Raw genomic sequence first — 18,455 nt, 5'->3', positions numbered from 1 at the left:
CAGCTACTGTCCAAAGCTAAGGCTGACTGCCGCTCCGGGCATTTTCATCGCCAGAGGTGGCCGAGCGCGGCGTGACGTGCTGATGCCCGGTCGGGTCGTTGAGCTGCACGGCGTTGCCCTTCTGCCACGCATCAGCCCCCGTTGCGACAGGCGCCGGTTTGATCCCGGCACGAGCCTTTTTCTTTTCGGCACTGTCGATGCCCAGACGCTGATCGCGCTGGCGGACCATTTGTGCATCGGCCTGACCGTCAGCGGTAAAGCCCATCATCAACTGCGGCACGCCCAGCGGCAGTTGCTTGTCCTGATCGGTGTGCCAGGTGTGCCAAGTCTTGCCGTAAGTATTGGCGAGTTTTTCCATCAGGCGCTTTTCCGCCACTTGCGGGATGCCCGGCGCGACCAACTGGCCAGAAGTCACCTCGTGAGCATGGCTGTGCCACAAGGCTTTTTCTTTTGCCGGCAATTGCGTAAACAGGCGCTGACTGATGATGTATTCCACGCCCATCAACTTCGCTTCAGCCGTGTTGCCGTCGTAGATCACGCACTGGAACACTTCCTCATTGAGCGCCGAGCAGTAATGGTGCGCTTCCATCTGCGCGCCGGGATGACCGTTGTAAAAATGAAAGCCATCAAGGTACATGTTCAACGCGCGGATCGGCGGTTTGTCCTGCAACCACTGCGCGCCGACTTCGAGCATTTCAGTATCGGAGGCCTTGGCCTGACCCGGTGTCTGCACCGGTGACTCGGTGTTGCTCATCGCGCAACCAGTCAGCGCGGCGACCATCAAACCAATGGGAACCCAACGTCCCTGCGAGGTTGTCGTACGCATGTTTCACTCCTCGAACTTCTGTAACGGGCGCATGCTGGCCCTGTTCTGCAACTGAAAGCAGGAGAACGGCGGAGTTCGAAAAAATGCGCGCGGATCAGACTGGAGAGATCGTCGCCAGCACGCCGATCAGAATGGTCAAGGTCAGAAAGCCGCCGAGAAAAATTGCCATCTTGTACATGTCGCGCTCCTTGATGCGGGGTGTGCGGTGCACCGGACGCTTCGGGATGAGGTCGGAGGGTGATTGGCCGCACTGCCGGGGCATTCTGAGCCTGTGGCTGTACTGAATACAGAGGCAGATGAAACAGAAAAATACGGATCAGATGCGCATCTGATCCGCTTCGGGCATGAACAGGTATTCAGCCTGAGACTTGGGGATTCACTTTCGGCCCGGTTGATCTACAGTCATTGCCGACCGACAACAATAAAAACCGGAGTGACCATGCCCGACCTTGCCTTGCAGCCCAACGTCGCCGCATCCCTCGCGCGCTGGCACGAGATGATCCGCAGCGGCAATCTCAAAGCCCTGCCTGAACTGCTTGATCCGCAAGCTGTGTTCCGCTCGCCCATGGCCCACACGCCCTACCCCGGCGCGCCGGTGGTGGCGATGATCCTCAACACCGTGTTCGAAGTCTTTGAAGATTTCGCCTATCACCGCGAATTGGCGACGGCGGATGGCCTGAATGTGATTCTCGAATTCAGCGCCAGGGTCGGCAGCAAGGAACTCAAAGGCATCGACATGATTCGCTTCGATGAACACGGCAAAATTGTCGAGTTTGAAGTGATGGTGCGGCCGCTGAGCGGGTTGCAGGCACTGGGCGAAGAAATGGGTCGGCGCCTGGGGGCCTACCTGGCGAACGCGAAAGCCTGACCCTACCGAATGCACTCGTCAGCTCCTACAGGTCCGGCGTATAAAAAAACCCACTGACCGTCGCCGGTTCAGTGGGTTTTGTGTGTCAGGGTTCTGGTTACAGAGCCATGTCACGTGCAGCGTTTTCCTTCGGCGCTACGGCTTTGTCAGCCGCAGGTGCCGCCGGAGCAGCTACCTGACCGATCGCTGGAGGCGTCGGCAGTTCGAGGATTTTCGCGGTGTAAGCCCACTCGGCAGCCACTTTGGCCGGATCGCTGTTCAGCTGGGTGCCATAGCTCGGCACGATCTGGTGCAGCTTGGTCTGCCACTCAGGGGTTGCGACTTTGTCTTTGAAGACTTTCTGCAGCACGCTCAGCATGATCGGTGCAGCAGTCGACGCGCCTGGCGATGCGCCCAGCAGGCCAGCGATCGAGCCGTCTTGCGAAGCAACGATCTCGGTGCCCAGTTTCAGCACGCCGCCAGCGGCTTCATCACGCTTGATGATTTGCACGCGCTGGCCGGCTTGCCACAGGCGCCAGTCTTCGGCTTTGGCGTTCGGGAAGTATTCCTTCAGCGCGTTCAGACGGTCTTCATCCGACAGCATCAACTGACCGGCAAGGTACTCGACCAGCGGGTATTCCTTGATGCCGACCTTGGTCATTGGCCAGATGTTGTGGGTGGTGGTACTGGTCAGCAGGTCGAAGTACGAACCTTCCTTGAGGAACTTGGTGCTGAAGGTCGCGAACGGGCCAAACAGAATGACGCGCTTGCCGTCCAGGACACGGGTGTCCAGGTGCGGAACGGACATCGGTGGCGCGCCAACCGAAGCCTTGCCGTAGGCCTTGGCCAGGTGCTGCTCGGCAATCGTCGGGTTCTCGGTCACCAGGAACGAGCCGCCAACCGGGAAGCCTGCGTATTCCTTGGCTTCAGGAATGCCCGACTTCTGCAGCAGGTGCAGAGCACCGCCGCCAGCGCCGATGAACACGAACTTGGCGTCGGTTTCGGTCTTGGTACCGTCCTTGAGGTTTTTGTAGCTCACACGCCAGGTGCCATCGGCGTTCTTGGTGATGTCTTCAACTTCGCTCGACAGTTTCAGATCGAAGTTGGGTTTGGTTTGCAGGTGAGCGGCGAACTGGCGGGTGATTTCGCCGAAGTTCATGTCCGTACCCAGCGGGCTCCAGGTGGCCGCGATTTTCTGGTTCGGGTCACGCCCTTCCATCATCAGCGGTACCCACTTCTTGATCACAGCCGGATCTTCGGAATACTGCATGCCAGCGAACAGCGGGCTCGCCTGCAGCGCTTCGTAGCGCTTTTTCAGGAACTTGATGTTGTCATCGCCCCACACGAAGCTCATGTGCGGAGTGGTGTTGATGAACGAGCGAGGGTTCTTCAGCACGCCCTGCTGAACCTGCCACGCCCAGAACTGACGGGAAACCTGGAACGCTTCGTTGATCTCGACGGCTTTCGGGATCGTCACGTTGCCCTTGTCGTCTTCCGGGGTGTAGTTCAGCTCGGCGAGGGCGGAGTGACCGGTACCGGCGTTGTTCCAGCCGTTGGAGCTTTCCAGGGCGACGCCATCGAGGCGCTCGACCATTTCCATCGACCAGGTCGGTTCCAGCTCATTGATCCACACACCCAGGGTGGTGCTCATGATGCCGCCGCCGATCAGCAGGACATCAACTTTCTTGGCTTCGGCAGCATTGGCAGACGACATCCCCATCGCCAAAGCCAGACCGAGCAAGGCTGTGTTCACTTTCTTAAACATCTGTTGCACCTATGATAAAACGCCTTCCGCCCGTCGTTGTTATCAGTCTGCGTTGCGCTTTGTTGACGCTCAGGCTGGCGTCGCGCAATCCGGCACACTTCAATATTGACGGGTGGGCACACAAGGCCGACATGTGGCATCGACCTCAGTTAATGTCCCTTCTGAACTGACTTCTTATCGTTATTGGCTTCAGCTGCTTGAGCGACAGGGATCCCGTCGGCCCGCCTGAAAGGCCAGCCAACCGAATTAAGTCAAAGCAAATTTGGCGCGGAGAATATCACGTCAGGGCGAACCCGCGCGTCTGTTCCCGACTTGAAAGTCTTTTTCCGCTCTGGGGCTTATCGGCCATGGGCCACCAAACATGACCGTGATCAGGCATTGGCCTGCAAAGTTTTTTGCGCGATACACATCGCAACTTGATAAATCATTGCGAACGGCTCGTTGTTCAAGCAGAAAATAACCTGCTACGTTGTACGATGACTGACAAACTAAGCCAGTCATTCCGACCCAATAACAACAAGGAAACAACATGACCAAATCCCGCCTCCTCATCGGTTTGTTCTGCGCCTTCAGCGCCTGCGCCATGGCCGCCCCTGCCCCGGCGGAAAAGCAAGTGGCCCAAGCGGTGGATCACCTGACCCAGGCGATGCTGCACAAAGACATCGCCGAACTGAACGCTCTGACCGCGCCGAACCTGACCTACGGCCACTCCAGCGGCAAGATTCAGGACAAGCAGGAATTCATCGCCGACATCGAAACCGGCCGCAGCGCATTCAAGACCCTGGAGATGCAGAAGCAGACCATCACGATGTCCGGCGATACCGCATTGGTGCGCCACCACTTCTCCGCGCAGGCGTTGAAGGGGACTGAGGTGATTCCGACCGAGATCGAAAATTTCCAGATCTGGCAGAAACAGGGCGGGAAATGGTTGTTGGTGGGGCGGCAGGCGTTCAGATTCTGATTAAGGGCACATAGGTTTGATTCAGTGTTGCCCGAGCTGGCCTAATCGCGGGCAAGCCCGCTCCCACAGTGGATGATGGTGTGCACACCGTTGCATTCACAACATCAGACCCTGTGGTAGCTGGCTTGCCAGCGATAAGGCCGTGATAGACACCAGAAATGTAATGGGTCCTACCGCTATCACAACCGAAACCGATCCACCGACCGCGCCAGCTGCCCCGCCAGATTCGACAATTCATCGGTGGTCGTCGCCGTTTGCCCGATCACCCGACTGTTGCCCTCGCTCATCCCGGCAATCATCTCCACCTGATGGGCGATCTCGTTACTGGCCTGGCTCTGTTCGCCAATCGTGCGGGTGATGTCGTTGACCAGTTGCGTGGTGTTCAGCGTGGCGTCGAGGATCTCGCGAATTGCCCGCTCGACTTCCGCGGTCACCGCCATGCCCTTGTCGACCTGCGCCACGCCGGCCTCCATGCTGTTGACCGCCTCGCGCGTGCTGCTCTGGATGCGCGCGACCATTGCGGCAATTTCCTGGGTCGAGGCGCTGGTGCGTGCGGCCAGACTGCGCACTTCATCCGCGACCACGGCAAAGCCACGGCCCTGCTCACCTGCCCGCGCCGCCTCGATCGCGGCGTTAAGGGCCAGCAGGTTGGTCTGGTCGGCGATGCTCTTGATCACCTGAATGATGTTGAAGATCGCCTCGGATTCCTGATCCAGCGTGCGGATCACCTGCGCCGACTGCTGTGCCGAGCGGGCGATGTCGTCCATGTCGCTGACCACTTGATGAATCACCCCGCCGCCCTCCTTCGCTAGAGTTTCCGCCTGATTGGCCATGCTCAGGGCACGTTCGGCGTGGCGGGTGATTTCCTCGATGCTGGCGGTCATCTGACTGGCGGCGGCCGCCATGGTCCCGGCGGCAACGCTTTGCTGCTGGCTGCTGTCGGCGACCTGATGGCAGCCCTGACTGAGTTGCTCGCTCATGCCGCTGACACCGTGGGCGTTGCGCCGGACCACGTCGATCATGTTGCGCAAGTCACGTTGCATGGTCGCCAATGTGCGGATCAAAACGCTGGCTTCGTCCTTGCCGGCGGGCTCGACAATCGGTTCGCTGAGATTGCCATGGGCAATGCTTTCAGCGATGCGGCTGGCAGATTTCAGCGGTCCCATGATACTCAGGATCACCCAGCGCCCCTGAATCAGCAGCAGCAACAGACTGGCGATCAGCACCACACCAAGGGCCAGATTGGCATTGCTAATGGCCGCTTCGGTGCCTTCGCTGGTTTGCCGAGTGTTGCTTTCAATCAATTCGCTGAGCGTCGCCATTTGTTCTTCGAGCTGGCTGAACGCGGCATTGAACGTGCCGAGCTGCTGCTGGGCGGCATCCGGATTGTCCAGCGCCACGCCGACGATCTGCTCGGCGGATTTGATGTAGGTGTCGAGGCTCGGCTTGATCTGCTCCAGCGCCGTGCGCAACTGCGGGTTGATCGGCAGCTTCAGGTTGTCATCCAGCACTTCACGAAAATGCCCTGCGTGCTCGGCCAGCGAATCGCGCACTTCTGTGGCGGTGGCGGTGCTTTTGCCCAGGCCGACCAGCATCGCCGAATAGACATCGGCGCGCAGGGCGTCGTGCATCATGTCCGCTTCCATGTGATTGCGCAGCGCGCTCATGCTCACCGTGTTATCGCCTACCGCCGTGGCCATCCGCAGATTGCCGACGTAACTGACCAGGCTCACGATCAGCGCCGTCAGCAGGCTGGTCGCAATCAGCAACACCAAACGCAGTTTGATCGACACCGTGGAATCTCCCGTGGGCACGCTGGATTGCGCTTGTCGGATTTCAGTTAAGCCTATGTGCAGGGAACTGCCGACACAGAGCATATCGGCTGATGTCAGGGGCGACTTGAATCCGGCAAAACTTTTCAAGCGTGAACCCGGTCACACCTTGCAGCGCCGATGGATAACGCCTTCATCGCTGGTTAACCCCGGCAGGCTATCAATCCATGGCTACGAACATTCATGCAGCTGAAGGAAACGCTTATGAAACGCGCACTGTGGTTTGGTCTGCTCGGCACCCTGGCAATCGGCACCGCGCAAGCGGCAACGGAGAAAGTCGCGATCAACCTGGTCAGCGCCGACGGCGCGCCGCAGGCGATCGGCTCTGTCACTGTCAGCGAGACGCCGTACGGCCTGCTGTTCACACCCGAGCTGAAATCATTGCCTGCCGGCATTCACGGTTTCCATGTCCATGAAAACGGCAGCTGCGAAGCGGGCACGAAGGATGGCGTCAAAGGCGCGGCACTGGCGGCTGGCGGACACTTCGATCCGGCGAAAACCGGCAAGCATCTCGGCCCTTACGCCGACGGGCATCTGGGTGATCTGCCAGCGGTGTATGTGACGGCTGACGGGGTCGCCAACTATCCGGTGCTGGCACCGCGCCTGAAGAAGATTTCCGAGATCAAGGGCCACGCCCTGATGATTCACGCCGGCGGCGATAACCATTCCGACATGCCAAAGCCACTGGGCGGTGGCGGCGACCGCATGGCTTGCGGGGTAATCTGAACCGACTGAGCGGTGAAAACTCTGACTCACGGCTTTTCACCGCTCACGGAACTCCCGCGCGCCGTTCACCTCTGACGTTATGTAGTCCCTTCCCTTTTTGCTTAGCGCTTGTGGAGGAACACGTCATGCGCAAGTTAGTCCTGATTTCTTCTTTAATGCTTTGCCTGCCGGTCGGATCGGCGCTGGCCCGCGTTGACGCGGGTGACGTCGCCACTTCGGCAGGTGTCTCCGCGTCGCTGTACTCGACCTTCAAGGACGACAAAATGGTGATTCCGGCCCGTGACGACGTGTCTGCGTTTGTCGCCAGTGGCGGGGCCATCCGTGGGGTTTATCTTGAGTCGGTACTGCAACAGGTGCGCCAGGCCAACCCTGGCTTGAACGCCAGTGATGAAGACCTGGCCAACGCCATTCTGGTGCAATACGAAGGCGTGCAGCAGTAGTCACGAGGGAAGCAGCGGCCGATGGACGGCCGCTGAGTGCACATAGGCAAACATGTCCGACGGCCTCTATGATGGAGGCCATGACGACGACCGTGCCCTTGCGCTCACCCTGCCCTCCCGGCGCCTGCATCTGCGGGCGCGATCCGTTGCTGGAAACGCCCGGAGCCGATCTGCGCATCCTGCGCTTGACCCGCGCTGAGGAAAAAATTCTTCTGGCGCGCCTGGAACAACTCAAAGACCTCGCCGACCTCAAACGCCTGCAACAGCGTATGTACGAGCAACTCGGCATCCGTGTCGACGTCGCCCCCGGCTTCAATGAAGTGCGCACCATGCGCGGCATTGCCATTCAGATCGATGAGCTGCCAGGCTTGTGTCGCAAGACTCGCGCGGCAATCCCGGCGGCGATTCGCAAGGGCCTGGAAAACCACCCGCAAATCGCCTTCGAACTGCTCAACGCCCACGACTTGCTGCGCGACACCTGATCACTTTTTCATGCCGACGCGTTTGCGCATCTCGGCGGTGATGGTCTGACGGGTTTTCTTCATGTCCGCCCAAGGTTCATCGCCGACTTCGGTCAGACGCTCGTGAACGTTGTAGATGTTCCAGTGATTACCACCCTTGATTTCAGCGACCTCCTCTCGGTACAGCGGCACCGACACCGGCATGCCTTCCCGCGCCCGGGCGGCGTAGGCGCAAATGGTGGTGGCACCGAGGCCGTTGCGCAGGTAATCGATGAAGATCCGCCCGACGCGGTTTTTCGGCCCGGACACCGCTGAAATCCGGTCCGGTAGCAACTTGGCCATGTGGCTGACGATGGCGTGGCTGAAGTCTTTCACTTCGTCCCAGCCATGCTTGCGCGTCAACGGCACCACCAGGTGAATGCCTTTGCCGCCGCTGGTTTTCAGGAAGGCTTTGAGGCCCAGCTCATCGAGCACAGTCAGGGTCAGCGCGGTGGCTTCAACCATGCTTTTCCATGGCAGCGCAGGATCCGGGTCGAGGTCGAGAACGAAGCGATCGGGCTTGTCCAGATCCACCTTCGTCGCGTTCCAAGTGTGCAGTTCGACGGTGCTCATCTGCACCGCACCGACCAGCGCTTCGGGATTGTTGATCATCATCACTGGCTGGCCGGTGACGTCCTTGTCCAGAGCAGTGATACCGGGAATGGCCAGGCGTTCGGCGTTCTTCTGGAAAAACAGTTCGCCGGCGATGCCGTCCGGTGCACGCACTAAGGCCACGGGACGATCCTTAAGTTGCGGCAGGATGTGTTCGGCAACGCTGGCGTAATACTGCGCCAGTTGCATCTTGGTTGTGCCGCTGACCGCATCGATCACTCGATCGGGGTGAGTGATGCGTACCTTGCCGCCGGCCAGACCTGCTTGCGAAGGGGCGGTTTCGTCTTTTTTGCTGGCGGCGGTTTTCTTTGCCGGCTGCTTGTCGGCGGTTTTGGTCTTTTCGGCGGTTTTGGTCTTTTCGGTTTTTTCGTTTTTTTCGGTCTTTTCGGACTTGGCAGCTTTCACAGGCTTCGCTCGCTCCTCGGTAATGTCCTTGGCCGGTTTGTCATCGCGCAAACCATGGAACACGGCGTGGCGCACCGAGCCGTCCTTGGTCATCTCGGCGAATGCCACTTCGGCCAGCAGTTTGGGTTTGAGCCAGTGCACGCCTTTGGCCTCGAAACCGCTGGGCGGATTGACCACTGCGGCGGTTTTGGTCTGCAACGGCTTGAGTTGGGCGAGGATGCTTTTCAATGTGGTTTCGTTGAACCCGGTGCCGACCTTGCCGGCATAGCGCAACTCGCCGCTGTCACGGTCGTGCAGGCCGAGCAGCAAGGCACCGAAGGCACTGCGCGCACCTTTCGGATTGGTGTAGCCGACGATGACGAACTCCTGGCGATGCTTGCACTTGAGCTTGATCCAGTCGCCGCTGCGCCGCGACACATAAGGCGAGCCGAGCCGCTTGCCGATCAGGCCTTCCATCTGCATTTGGCAGGCACTGTTGAGCAGCGCGTCCGGGGTTTCTTCGAAGGCTTCGGAGAAGCGCAGCGTTGACGATTCTTTCTGCGCACCGAGGATGGTGCTCAGCGCGGCGCGGCGTTCTTCCACCGGCACATCGCGCAGGTCGACGCCATTCAGATACGGCACGTCGAACAGGTAATAAACAATGTTGCCGCTGCGCCCGGCATCGAAAGCATTCTGCAACGCCTGAAAATCCGGCACACCTTGCTCATTGGCCACGACCATTTCGCCGTCGAGCCATGCCGATTCCAGACCCAGCGCCGCCAGTGCCTTGGCCTGCTGCGGCAGTTTGTGCGTCCAGTCGTGGCCATTGCGGGTGAACAGCTGCACCTCATCGTGATCGATCCGCGCCATGATCCGGTAGCCGTCGAACTTGATCTCGTAGCTCCACTGCCCTTCGGGCGCGCTGTCAACCAGCGTCGCCAGTTCCGGCTTGATCAGCGCCGGCAGCTTGGCCTTGCGTGCGCCGGTAAGCTGCCCGGACGCCTGCTTGCGCGGCTTGGCCGGGGCTTTTTTCACCGGTTTGGCCTTATCGGCGGCCGCCGCTGATTTGCCGACAATCGTGCGCTCGCTGAGCACGCTGTCGGGCTCGGCGACCAGCACGTCGAAATCATCCTGCGGGCGCGCGGCGTTGTCCTGATGCTTGATCAGGAACCATTGTTCTTTCTTGCCCGGCATGTGCGTGCGCACCAGATTCCACACGCCGCCGAGCTTCTCGCCCTGCAGCTCGAACTTCAGTCGGCCCTTGGCATAGGCCTTGTGCGGATCCTCCAGCGGAATCCACACGCCGCGATCCCAGACAATCACATCACCGGCGCCGTAATGCCCCTCGGGAATGCTGCCTTCGAACGTCGCGTAATCGAGCGGATGATCCTCGACATGAATCGCCAGACGCTTGACCGACGGGTCCAGCGACGGCCCCTTCGGCACCGCCCAGCTCTTCAGGGCGCCGTCGAGCTCGAGGCGAAAGTCGTAATGCAGGTGCGAAGCGTCGTGCTTCTGGATGCAGAACTGCAAGGCATGATCCTTGGCCGACTTACGGCCCGAGCGCTTGACTGCGGCCGGCTCCGACGTCGCGGAAAAATCACGCATGCGGTTGTAATCGTCGAGGTTCCTGTTCATGAGCACACCGATGGCAGACGGGTTCTGTTATGCAGAAGAGCAACTCGGCGGCGGAAAAATTCAATCGAGGTAAAAAAGCCCCGGACGGATGGAGCGGCCGGGGCTGGGAGTGTCAGGGATTTTTACAGCGGGTCAGGCTTGCCCTTTCGCCTGCTGTTCCAGATGCACCTGCAGATCCGGATCGATCTGTAAGGCTGCGGCCAGCTCATCGAGATAGCTGCGTTCGGCGTCCTGTTGATCGTCTACCAGCATGACGCTGGCCAGGTACATTTCGGCGGCTACGGCCGGGTCGCCGTCAGCGGATTGCGCCACTTCCCGGGGATCCAGCGGTTTGGCGACTTCGGCGTCGAGCCATTGTTGCAACTGCGGGTCGGCGGTGTGTTTGCCGATTTCGCTGCTGATGAGATGCTTTTCTGCGTCGTCGATGCGTCCGTCAGCCTTGGCGGCGGCGATCAGGGCGCGCAGCACCGCGTGGCTGTGGGTTTCGATTTGCGGGCCGGCGAGCAGGTCGGCGGTTTGTGGCAGATCTTGCGGCGCCTTGCTGGCCTGGCTGCGTTGCCAGGCTTGGTACGCCTGGTAGGCCATCATGCCCAGCGAAGCGAGTGCGGCGTAATTGGTCCCGCCAGAACGGCTTCTGCTACCGCCACCGAGGGCGCTTCCCAAGCCACCACCGCCGAGCAAGCCGCCGAGTAACCCTCCCAGGCCGCCGAGGCCACCCGAAGCAGCCGCGCCACCCGTTCCGGACTGACTGCCGCCGCCCAACAGGCCACCAAGTAAACCGCCCAGGCCGTCACCGGCCGAAGCTCCGCGTTGTTGTCCCGCCGAGGCCTGGCCTCGCAGCAGTTGTTCAAGCAAATCGCTGGTGTTCATGACGTTATCCTCCGAGGCCACGGCCCGATCGCGTCAGGCAACGATAGACCGACGCAGCCATAGCGCCAGCACCGTTGGGCTGACGCCCGATCACCGTTGAATCGCCATGCGAGAAAATTTTCGCCAGCCAGCTAAGATTCAGGGGTGGTGAACCTTATCCCGGCTAAACCGGTCGATAGCTGCAACCCGACCCGGTTTGCCGACGCCCTTTCTGATGATGGGCGATAACCGGCTTGCTTCACTTTCTGGAGAACGCCCCCGTGATATCAACCGTACACATCGCCAGGCTGAAAGCATGGGGCGCCCATGGTTTTACCGCGACCGGCGTGGTCACCGCCTTCCTCGCCACACTCGCCCTGCTGGAAAACCAGCCGATCCATTGCCTGATGTGGCTGGGCGTTGCGCTGATCGTCGACGGCCTCGATGGCGCACTGGCGCGCAAGGTCAATGTGCAATCGGTGCTGCCGAGTTTCGACGGTTCGATCCTCGATCTGGTGATCGATTACCTGACTTATGTATTCATCCCGGCACTGTTTATCTACCGCTACATTCCCCTGCCCGATTACACCCTGTTGCTGACGGTGTCGGTGATTCTGGTGTCGTCGCTGTTCTGCTTCTGCAACGTCAACATGAAGAGCAAGGACAACTATTTTGTCGGCTTCCCGGCGGCCTGGAACGTGGTTGCGCTGTGCCTGTACATCATTGGCCCGGGGCCGTGGATTACCTTTCTCACCGTGATCGGGCTGGCGCTGCTGACGGTGACGCGGATGAAGTTCCTGCACCCGTTTCGCGTGCGTCGTTTCATGCCGATCAATATCGCGGTGACGGCGATCTGGCTGTTGTGCAGCCTGTCACTGGTGCTCAATCACCCGGTGATCAACCCGCTGGTGATGGGCTTGTGGTTGCTGATGTCGGCTTATTTCCTGGGGATCTGCATCTGGCGCACGGCGCTGGAGTGGTTTGATCGCAGCCATTTGAAATAAGCACATCCCCTGTGGGAGCGAGCCTGCTCGCGAATGCGGTCGTTCCATCAACATCAAGGTTGGCTGGCACACCGCTTTCGCGAGCAGGCTCGCTCCCACAGAGATCTTCATCGATCAGGAGATCCGATGGGGACTAGCGCTTGGTAATCACCACCTCCAGATACTCACTCGGCACCACCAGCGACGCCTCCCCCGCGCGATTCGAGCGATTGAGCAACTCGGTCAGATCATCCTCCAGCGCCTGCCCGGCCTCCGCTGGCAACACCGCAAAAGCCTTGTGCACCGGCCCATACCAGTGCCGAAAAATGTCAATGAAATGCGCCGCCGAGCGGTAGCGGAAATTGAAGTGGCTGCGGGTCACGCGCACGACAAAATCGCGGTCATCGAAATGCTTGTGCAGCCACGCATCCGAGCCCCAGTTCGACGGTGGCTGGGCCACTGCTGGCGGTGGCAGATGCTGGCCGAGAGTCTTGAACATCTGGCCGACGAAGCCCTCCGGCGTCCAGTTCGCCATACCAATCCGCCCGCCGCGACGACAGACCCGCCCCAGTTCAGCAGCGGCGGTGACCTGGTCAGGCGCGAACATCACGCCGAACGTCGACAACACGGCGTCGTAGCTTTCATCGGGGAAAGGCAAAGCCTCGGCATCGGCCACCTGAAAAATCACCTCCAGATGCTCGGCCCGGGCACGATCCTGACCACGCTCCAGCAGTGCCGCGACGTAATCGGTCGAGGTCACCACACAACCGCGCCGCGCCGCTGCCAGGGTTGCATTGCCGTTGCCGGCAGCGACATCCAACACCTGTTCATCACAGCGCAGATCGCAAGCCTCGGCGAGGTTTTCCCCAACGATTTGCAAGGTGGTGCCGATCACGGCGTAGTCGCCACTGGCCCAAGCGACTTTCTGACGTTCCTTCAGGGCAGTGAGATCAAGCGGGGTACTCATGACAGCGAGCTCCGTGGCAGAGAGAATGCACAGTCGGCGGCGCAGACTGTGCTTGGTCACTATCGCGCCGAGGCTGCACGGCGTCCCTGTCAATCGTCCGCCAGCCCCATAAACCCGGCACTTTGCCGATGAGCGGCGCGAATCTGTCAAGCACCTGATACACCTTGCGCATTGTCAGCGTCGCGGGATTGGTTTCTGATGCGGGCTCGCCCACGCAAAGGACTCGACCGATGTCACTGCACCTCGACTGGCTCGCCGCGCACATGCAACACAGCGATCGCTACGCGGCGTGGATTCACCAACAATTCCACTACGAATACGCCGACCAGCCCCTGGCTCAATGGCAGCGCGAATTTGCCGAGGGCCAAAGCAATGGCGAATGGTCGTGCCTGATTGCCATGGACGGTGAACACCTGCTGGGTGGTGCCGCACTGGCCCGCAACGACTTGGCTGATCGCGCCGATCTCGGCCCATGGCTCGCCTGCGTATTCGTTGACCCCGAGGCGCGCGGGCGAGGCTTGGCGGAGCAGCTGATTGAAGGGATTTGCGAGGCAGCAAAGCAGCGTGGGGTGTCGCGCTTGTACTTGCACACGCAAGACAAACACGACTACTACGGTAAACGCGGCTGGCAGCTATTGGAGGGTTTTCAGGCGTGGGAAAAACAACAATGGCTCATGGTCCGCGACCTGTGAGCCATTGGTTTTTTTGATCAGGCTGCCGGAGCTTTCGCCTCTTCCAGCAACTGCTTGATCATCTGCTCCTGCTCGGCATAGCGACCTTCACCGAAGTGGCTGTAACGCATCTGGCCCTTGGCGTCGATCAGGTAATGCGCCGGCCAGTATTGATTGTCGAAGTTGCGCCAGATCGCGTAGTCGTTGTCGATGGCCACCGGGTAGGTGATGCCGAGTTTTTTCACCTGATCCTTGACGTTGTTGATGATGCGCTCGTAGCCATACTCGGGTGTGTGCACGCCGATCACCACCAGGCCGTCCTTCTCGTATTTCTTCGCCCAGTCTTTGACGTACGGCAGGGTGTGCTGGCAGTTGATGCAGTCGTAGGTCCAGAAGTCCACCAGCACCACTTTGCCGCGCAGGGATTCGGCACTGAGCTCTGGTGAATTGAGCCATTGCACAGCGCCCGACAGCGACGGCATTGAGCCCCGGGCCTGGTCCATCATCGAATCGGCGCGGACCTTGCTGACGAAGTAGTCGACCACTTTCGGCACGTTTTCCAGGACGTTTTTCTCGAAGCTGGCCACGCCTTCGGAAGAGGTGTTGGCAAGCAAAGTCTTATCGGCGCCCGTGGAAATCACCGCGACTGTAGCAAGCACCGCAACCCCGGCACCACGGCGCAACCAGCCGCTGAACGGGATCGACGGTTTCAGCCGATTGACCAGACCGCGCCCGGCGAAGATCAACGTGCCCAGCGACAAGGCACTGCCGACGCCGTAAGCCAGCAGCAACAGGCTGGTCTGGGCATTGGCGCCTTGCAACATTGCGCCGGTCAGAATCACCCCAAGGATCGGCCCGGCACAGGGCGCCCACAACAGGCCGGTGGCGACGCCGAGCATGATCGAACCCATCGGTCCGGCTCTTTTACGGGTGTCCTGATCGAGACGATTGCCCAGGGCGACGAAGGGCCTGGTCAGCCAGTCACCGACGCGGGCCGAGATCAGCGACAGGGCGAACAGCGCCATGACCAACAAGGCAACGTGGCGGCCGGTGTTGCTGGCCTGAATCACCCACTCGCTGCTGACCACCGCGAGGCTTGAGATCAGCGCAAAGGTCAGCGCCATGCCGGCGAGGGTCAGCAAGATCGAGGAACGGGTACGGTTGGCGCCAGCGAACAGAAACGGCACCACCGGCAGGATGCACGGACTGAGGACGGTCAGCAGACCGCCGAGAAATGCGATGAGGTACATAACGGGGTCACCTTGAATGTGGGGGCTGGGCACGCAACCGGGCAGCGAGGGAAACGTCCCTCGCTAGCCTGCTTTATCTACGCCGTGGCTCATGCGGTCTGGCCGTCCAGCAGCTGCCCTTGAGGCGTGCGACTGGCACCGTTTTCCGCGACCAGTTGGCCTTGCGGTGTGCGGCTGGAACCATCAGCGGCAACCGTCTGGCCCTGCGGTGTGCGGCTCGATCCGTCAGCAGCAACCATCTGGCCTTGCGGCGTGCGGCTCGATCCATCAGCGGCAACCATCTGGCCCTGCGGCGTGCGGCTCGACCCGTCAGCGGCAACCATCTGCCCCTGCGGCGTGCGGCTGGAACCATCAGCGGCGATCAGTGCATCGCTGCCCTCCTTCGCGACCGTGGTCAGCTGGAAGCAGGTGCTGCTGGCGCAACTGCTGTGCTCCACAGCACTGTTGGCGTGGGCGGCGGCACCGGTGAAGGCGAAGGCTGCTGCGGTCAGAAAGCGCGAGACGTTGTTCATGGCAAAACTCCTTGCAGAAAAAGTAGGGATGACTCAGTTCTGGTTGTTGCAGCCGTCAGCGAATTTGCTGTAATCCAGCTCGCGGGTTTTGCCGGCGGAATCGAGGTAGGTCATGCGCGCCTCGGTGATGCCGCAGGTCACCGAGGTGTCTTCGGTCATCGACAGCACTTTCTGGATATCCAGATGGGTGCCGTAGGTGTAGGTTTGCCGGCTGACGTCAGCTTCGGCGTGGGCCGACAGGGTGCAGATGTTCAGAGCGGCGAACAGGCAGGCGGCGAATACGGATTTGTTGTTCATGGTGTAGTCCTCAAGGCTTCAGTGGGTTTGAGCCGAGGCAGTCTGTGTGTGCCTCGATGGAGCCTATTTGAGGCCTTCGAGGTATCGCGTCTGTGTCAGGAAAGGACGAGAATCACTCGTTGTGTATCCCTGCAGCGTGTAGATACACAGCGATACAAAACCCCGAAAAAATCGTGATTTTGCGTCGGTGTGTATCCGCCGCTGCGGCAGATACACTGCAATACAAAGGCAGGCAGGCGTGCGGTCTACGGCGCTATAGACTGCACGGCATTCCCCCTTTGACAGAGGCTTGAACCGATGGAACATGTCGATCACATTCTCATCGTCGACGACGACCGCGAGATCCGTGAACTGGTAGGCAACTACCTGAAGAAGAACGGCCTGCGCACGACAGTGGTCGCTGATGGCCGGCAGATGCGCAGCTTCCTTGATGCCAACACTGTCGACCTGATCGTGCTCGACATCATGATGCCCGGCGACGATGGCCTGCAGCTGTGCCGCGAATTGCGTGTAGGCAAACACAAGGCCACGCCGGTGCTGATGCTCACCGCGCGCAACGATGAGACCGACCGCATCATCGGTCTGGAAATGGGCGCGGACGATTACCTGAGCAAACCCTTCGCCGCCCGCGAACTGCTGGCGCGGATCAACGCCGTGTTGCGCCGCACGCGCATGTTGCCGCCGAACCTGGTGGTCACCGAAGCCGGACGCCTGCTGGCCTTCGGTCGTTGGCAGCTGGACACCTCGGCCCGGCACCTGCTCGACAGCGACGGCACCATGGTTGCCCTCAGCGGTGCCGAATACCGCTTGCTGCGGGTGTTCCTCGACCACCCGCAACGGGTGCTCAGCCGCGATCAACTGCTCAATCTTACCCAGGGCCGCGAGGCCGATCTGTTCGACCGTTCCATTGATCTGCTGGTCAGTCGCCTGCGTCAACGCCTGCTGGACGATGCCCGCGAGCCGGCCTATATCAAGACCGTGCGCAGTGAAGGTTATGTGTTCTCGCTGCCGGTCGAACTGCTTGGGGCTTCGGCATGAAACTCAAGCTGCAATGGCCGCGCACTCTCGCCTCGCGCCTGTCGCTGATTTTCCTGATCGGACTGATTCTGGCGCAGGGCCTGTCGTTCGGCGCGCAGTATTACGAGCGTTACCAGAGCGCGAAAAGCACCATGCTCGGCAACCTCGAAACCGACGTCTCGACTTCGATGGCGATCCTCGATCGCCTGCCCGCCGCCGAGCGCGAGGCCTGGCTGCCGCGACTGGCCCGGCGCAATTACGGCTACCTGCTCAACGAGGGCGAACCGGGCATGCCGGTGACCTCGGCTGAAAAGTCCGTCGCGATTGCCTCAATTACGGCGGCCATCGGCGACACTTATCCAATCGTGTTTACCGAAGTTCCCGGCGGTCCGAGACAACACTTCCAGGGCCACCTGCGCCTGAGCGACGGCAGCCCGGTGACCATCGATATCCGTCCGGCGATGGTGCCGTTGTCACCATGGTTGCCGGTGGTGCTGCTCGGCCAACTGGCATTGCTGATCCTCTGCACATGGCTCGCCGTGCGCATCGCCATTCGCCCCCTCACCCGCCTCGCCAATGCGGTGGAAACCCTCGACCCCAACGCCCATCCGATCAAACTCGACGAGCAAGGGCCGACCGAAGTGGTCCACGCCGCGCGGGCGTTCAACGCCATGCAAACGCGCATCGCCGCCTACCTGAAAGAACGCATGCAACTGCTCGCGGCGATTTCCCACGACCTGCAAACGCCGATCACCCGGATGAAATTGCGCGCAGAGTTCATGGACGACTCGGTCGAAAAAGACAAACTGAGCAGCGATCTCGGCGAAATCGAGCATCTGGTGCGCGAAGGCGTGGCCTACGCCCGCAGCGTTCACGGCGCCACCGAAGAGAGCCGGCGTACTGATCTCGACTCGTTCCTCGACAGCCTGGTCTTCGACTATCAGGACATGGGCAAGGACGTGCAGCTCGGCGGCAAGAGCAAGGCGGTAATCGAAACCCGCCCGCAGGCCCTGCGCCGGGTCCTGGTGAACCTGACCGACAACGCCCTGAAATTCGCCGGCGCCGCGCAATTGCAGGTCGAAGCGCAGGGCAACTGCCTGTCGGTGAAAGTCCTCGATCGCGGCCCGGGCATCGCCGAGGCCGAGTTGGCGCAGGTGCTGGAACCGTTCTATCGCGTGGAAAACTCGCGCAATCGTGACACCGGCGGCACCGGGCTCGGATTGGCGATCGCCCAGCAATTGGCGTTGGCGCTCGGTGGCTCGCTGCTGTTGAGCAATCGTGAAGGTGGCGGGTTGTGCGCTGAACTGAAGTTGCCGCTGCCACGCTGAGAAAAACACCGACTAGACTCATTCATTACCCAGTCGAGGGGGCCGCAGGA

Annotated in this window: 17 protein-coding genes and 2 pseudogenes; 9 read left to right on the top strand and 10 right to left on the bottom strand. The window is 60.5% G+C overall.

All coding sequences use genetic code 11. The annotated features are described in order from the left end of the window. Positions 1-16: 16 nt before the first annotated feature. On the bottom strand, positions 17-826 hold the full coding sequence (locus ACV8MC_RS17795) for an OBAP family protein (RefSeq protein WP_056789164.1): 810 nt from the start codon (positions 824-826) through the stop codon (positions 17-19). 439 nt (positions 827-1,265) lie between these two features. Here ACV8MC_RS17795 and ACV8MC_RS17790 point away from each other — a divergent pair, with 439 nt between their 5' ends. Beyond that, a complete protein-coding gene (locus ACV8MC_RS17790) occupies positions 1,266-1,694 on the top strand; it encodes a nuclear transport factor 2 family protein (RefSeq protein WP_095180270.1) in 429 nt (142 codons plus the stop codon). Between the two features lie 97 nt (positions 1,695-1,791). Here the strand turns inward: ACV8MC_RS17790 and mqo are convergent, their stop codons facing one another. Continuing rightward, positions 1,792-3,438 (bottom strand): malate dehydrogenase (quinone), encoded by a 1,647-nt coding sequence (gene mqo, locus ACV8MC_RS17785; protein WP_041480875.1) that lies wholly within the window; start codon positions 3,436-3,438, stop codon positions 1,792-1,794. A 529-nt stretch (positions 3,439-3,967) separates the two neighbouring features. Between mqo and ACV8MC_RS17780 the strand changes: the two genes are divergently transcribed. Continuing rightward, positions 3,968-4,399: a nuclear transport factor 2 family protein gene (locus tag ACV8MC_RS17780; protein ID WP_236168635.1), complete on the top strand. Its 432-nt coding sequence runs from the start codon at positions 3,968-3,970 to the stop codon at positions 4,397-4,399. A gap of 179 nt (positions 4,400-4,578) precedes the next feature. On the opposite strand, the pseudogene ACV8MC_RS17775 reads toward ACV8MC_RS17780, so the two are convergent. Continuing rightward, positions 4,579-5,172 (bottom strand): annotated as a pseudogene (locus tag ACV8MC_RS17775) (methyl-accepting chemotaxis protein); the annotation flags it as partial. Between the two features lie 312 nt (positions 5,173-5,484). Next, positions 5,485-6,276 (bottom strand): annotated as a pseudogene (locus tag ACV8MC_RS17770) (MCP four helix bundle domain-containing protein); the annotation flags it as partial. 159 nt (positions 6,277-6,435) lie between these two features. Here ACV8MC_RS17770 and sodC point away from each other — a divergent pair. The 3 genes from sodC to ACV8MC_RS17755 all read left to right on the top strand — a co-directional run bounded on the left by sodC (position 6,436) and on the right by ACV8MC_RS17755 (position 7,879). Beyond that, complete coding sequence (gene sodC / locus ACV8MC_RS17765) at positions 6,436-6,957, top strand: superoxide dismutase family protein (protein WP_042609346.1); 522 nt, start codon at positions 6,436-6,438, stop codon at positions 6,955-6,957. Between the two features lie 125 nt (positions 6,958-7,082). Beyond that, complete coding sequence (locus ACV8MC_RS17760) at positions 7,083-7,397, top strand: DUF2388 domain-containing protein (protein ID WP_016775151.1); 315 nt, start codon at positions 7,083-7,085, stop codon at positions 7,395-7,397. 80 nt (positions 7,398-7,477) lie between these two features. Continuing rightward, a complete protein-coding gene (locus tag ACV8MC_RS17755; protein ID WP_071172813.1) occupies positions 7,478-7,879 on the top strand; it encodes a hypothetical protein in 402 nt (133 codons plus the stop codon). On the opposite strand, the gene ligD is transcribed toward ACV8MC_RS17755, so the two are convergent. Both ligD and ACV8MC_RS17745 read right to left on the bottom strand, forming a co-directional pair. Beyond that, positions 7,880-10,531 carry a DNA ligase D gene (gene ligD / locus ACV8MC_RS17750; protein WP_457262814.1) on the bottom strand — a complete coding sequence of 884 codons (2,652 nt, stop codon included), beginning with the start codon at positions 10,529-10,531 and terminating at the stop codon, positions 7,880-7,882. A 132-nt stretch (positions 10,532-10,663) separates the two neighbouring features. Further along, the gene (locus ACV8MC_RS17745) at positions 10,664-11,401 is read right to left on the bottom strand and encodes a tellurite resistance TerB family protein (RefSeq protein WP_110645571.1); all 738 of its coding nucleotides are present in this window, start codon (positions 11,399-11,401) and stop codon (positions 10,664-10,666) included. A 260-nt stretch (positions 11,402-11,661) separates the two neighbouring features. Between ACV8MC_RS17745 and pcsA the strand changes: the two genes are divergently transcribed. Then, a complete protein-coding gene (pcsA, locus tag ACV8MC_RS17740; protein ID WP_016775154.1) occupies positions 11,662-12,384 on the top strand; it encodes a phosphatidylcholine synthase in 723 nt (240 codons plus the stop codon). 133 nt (positions 12,385-12,517) lie between these two features. On the opposite strand, the gene ACV8MC_RS17735 is transcribed toward pcsA, so the two are convergent. Continuing rightward, positions 12,518-13,330, bottom strand: coding sequence for a class I SAM-dependent methyltransferase (locus ACV8MC_RS17735; protein ID WP_056789144.1), 813 nt, complete (start codon positions 13,328-13,330; stop codon positions 12,518-12,520). A gap of 230 nt (positions 13,331-13,560) precedes the next feature. Here ACV8MC_RS17735 and ACV8MC_RS17730 point away from each other — a divergent pair, with 230 nt between their 5' ends. After that, positions 13,561-14,022, top strand: coding sequence for a GNAT family N-acetyltransferase (locus tag ACV8MC_RS17730; RefSeq protein ID WP_457262811.1), 462 nt, complete (start codon positions 13,561-13,563; stop codon positions 14,020-14,022). Positions 14,023-14,039: 17 nt separating this feature from the next. On the opposite strand, the gene ACV8MC_RS17725 is transcribed toward ACV8MC_RS17730, so the two are convergent. From ACV8MC_RS17725 to ACV8MC_RS17715, 3 genes are all read right to left on the bottom strand, one after another. Next, positions 14,040-15,251, bottom strand: coding sequence for a cytochrome c biogenesis protein DipZ (locus ACV8MC_RS17725; RefSeq protein WP_457262810.1), 1,212 nt, complete (start codon positions 15,249-15,251; stop codon positions 14,040-14,042). 89 nt (positions 15,252-15,340) lie between these two features. Continuing rightward, on the bottom strand, positions 15,341-15,763 hold the full coding sequence (locus ACV8MC_RS17720) for a hypothetical protein (protein ID WP_457262808.1): 423 nt from the start codon (positions 15,761-15,763) through the stop codon (positions 15,341-15,343). A gap of 33 nt (positions 15,764-15,796) precedes the next feature. Continuing rightward, positions 15,797-16,060 carry a DUF2790 domain-containing protein gene (locus ACV8MC_RS17715; RefSeq protein WP_016775158.1) on the bottom strand — a complete coding sequence of 88 codons (264 nt, stop codon included), beginning with the start codon at positions 16,058-16,060 and terminating at the stop codon, positions 15,797-15,799. A 297-nt stretch (positions 16,061-16,357) separates the two neighbouring features. Between ACV8MC_RS17715 and ACV8MC_RS17710 the strand changes: the two genes are divergently transcribed. Beyond that, the gene (locus ACV8MC_RS17710) at positions 16,358-17,098 is read left to right on the top strand and encodes a response regulator (protein ID WP_024013314.1); all 741 of its coding nucleotides are present in this window, start codon (positions 16,358-16,360) and stop codon (positions 17,096-17,098) included. Then, positions 17,095-18,405: an ATP-binding protein gene (locus ACV8MC_RS17705; protein WP_457262806.1), complete on the top strand. Its 1,311-nt coding sequence runs from the start codon at positions 17,095-17,097 to the stop codon at positions 18,403-18,405. Before ACV8MC_RS17710 ends, ACV8MC_RS17705 begins: the two co-directional genes overlap by 4 nt. The last annotated feature ends 50 nt before the right edge of the window (positions 18,406-18,455 follow it).

The sequence above is a fragment of the Pseudomonas sp. PK-RTE-24 genome (assembly GCF_054052265.1).
This window is presented reverse-complemented; position numbering and strand designations above follow the sequence as displayed.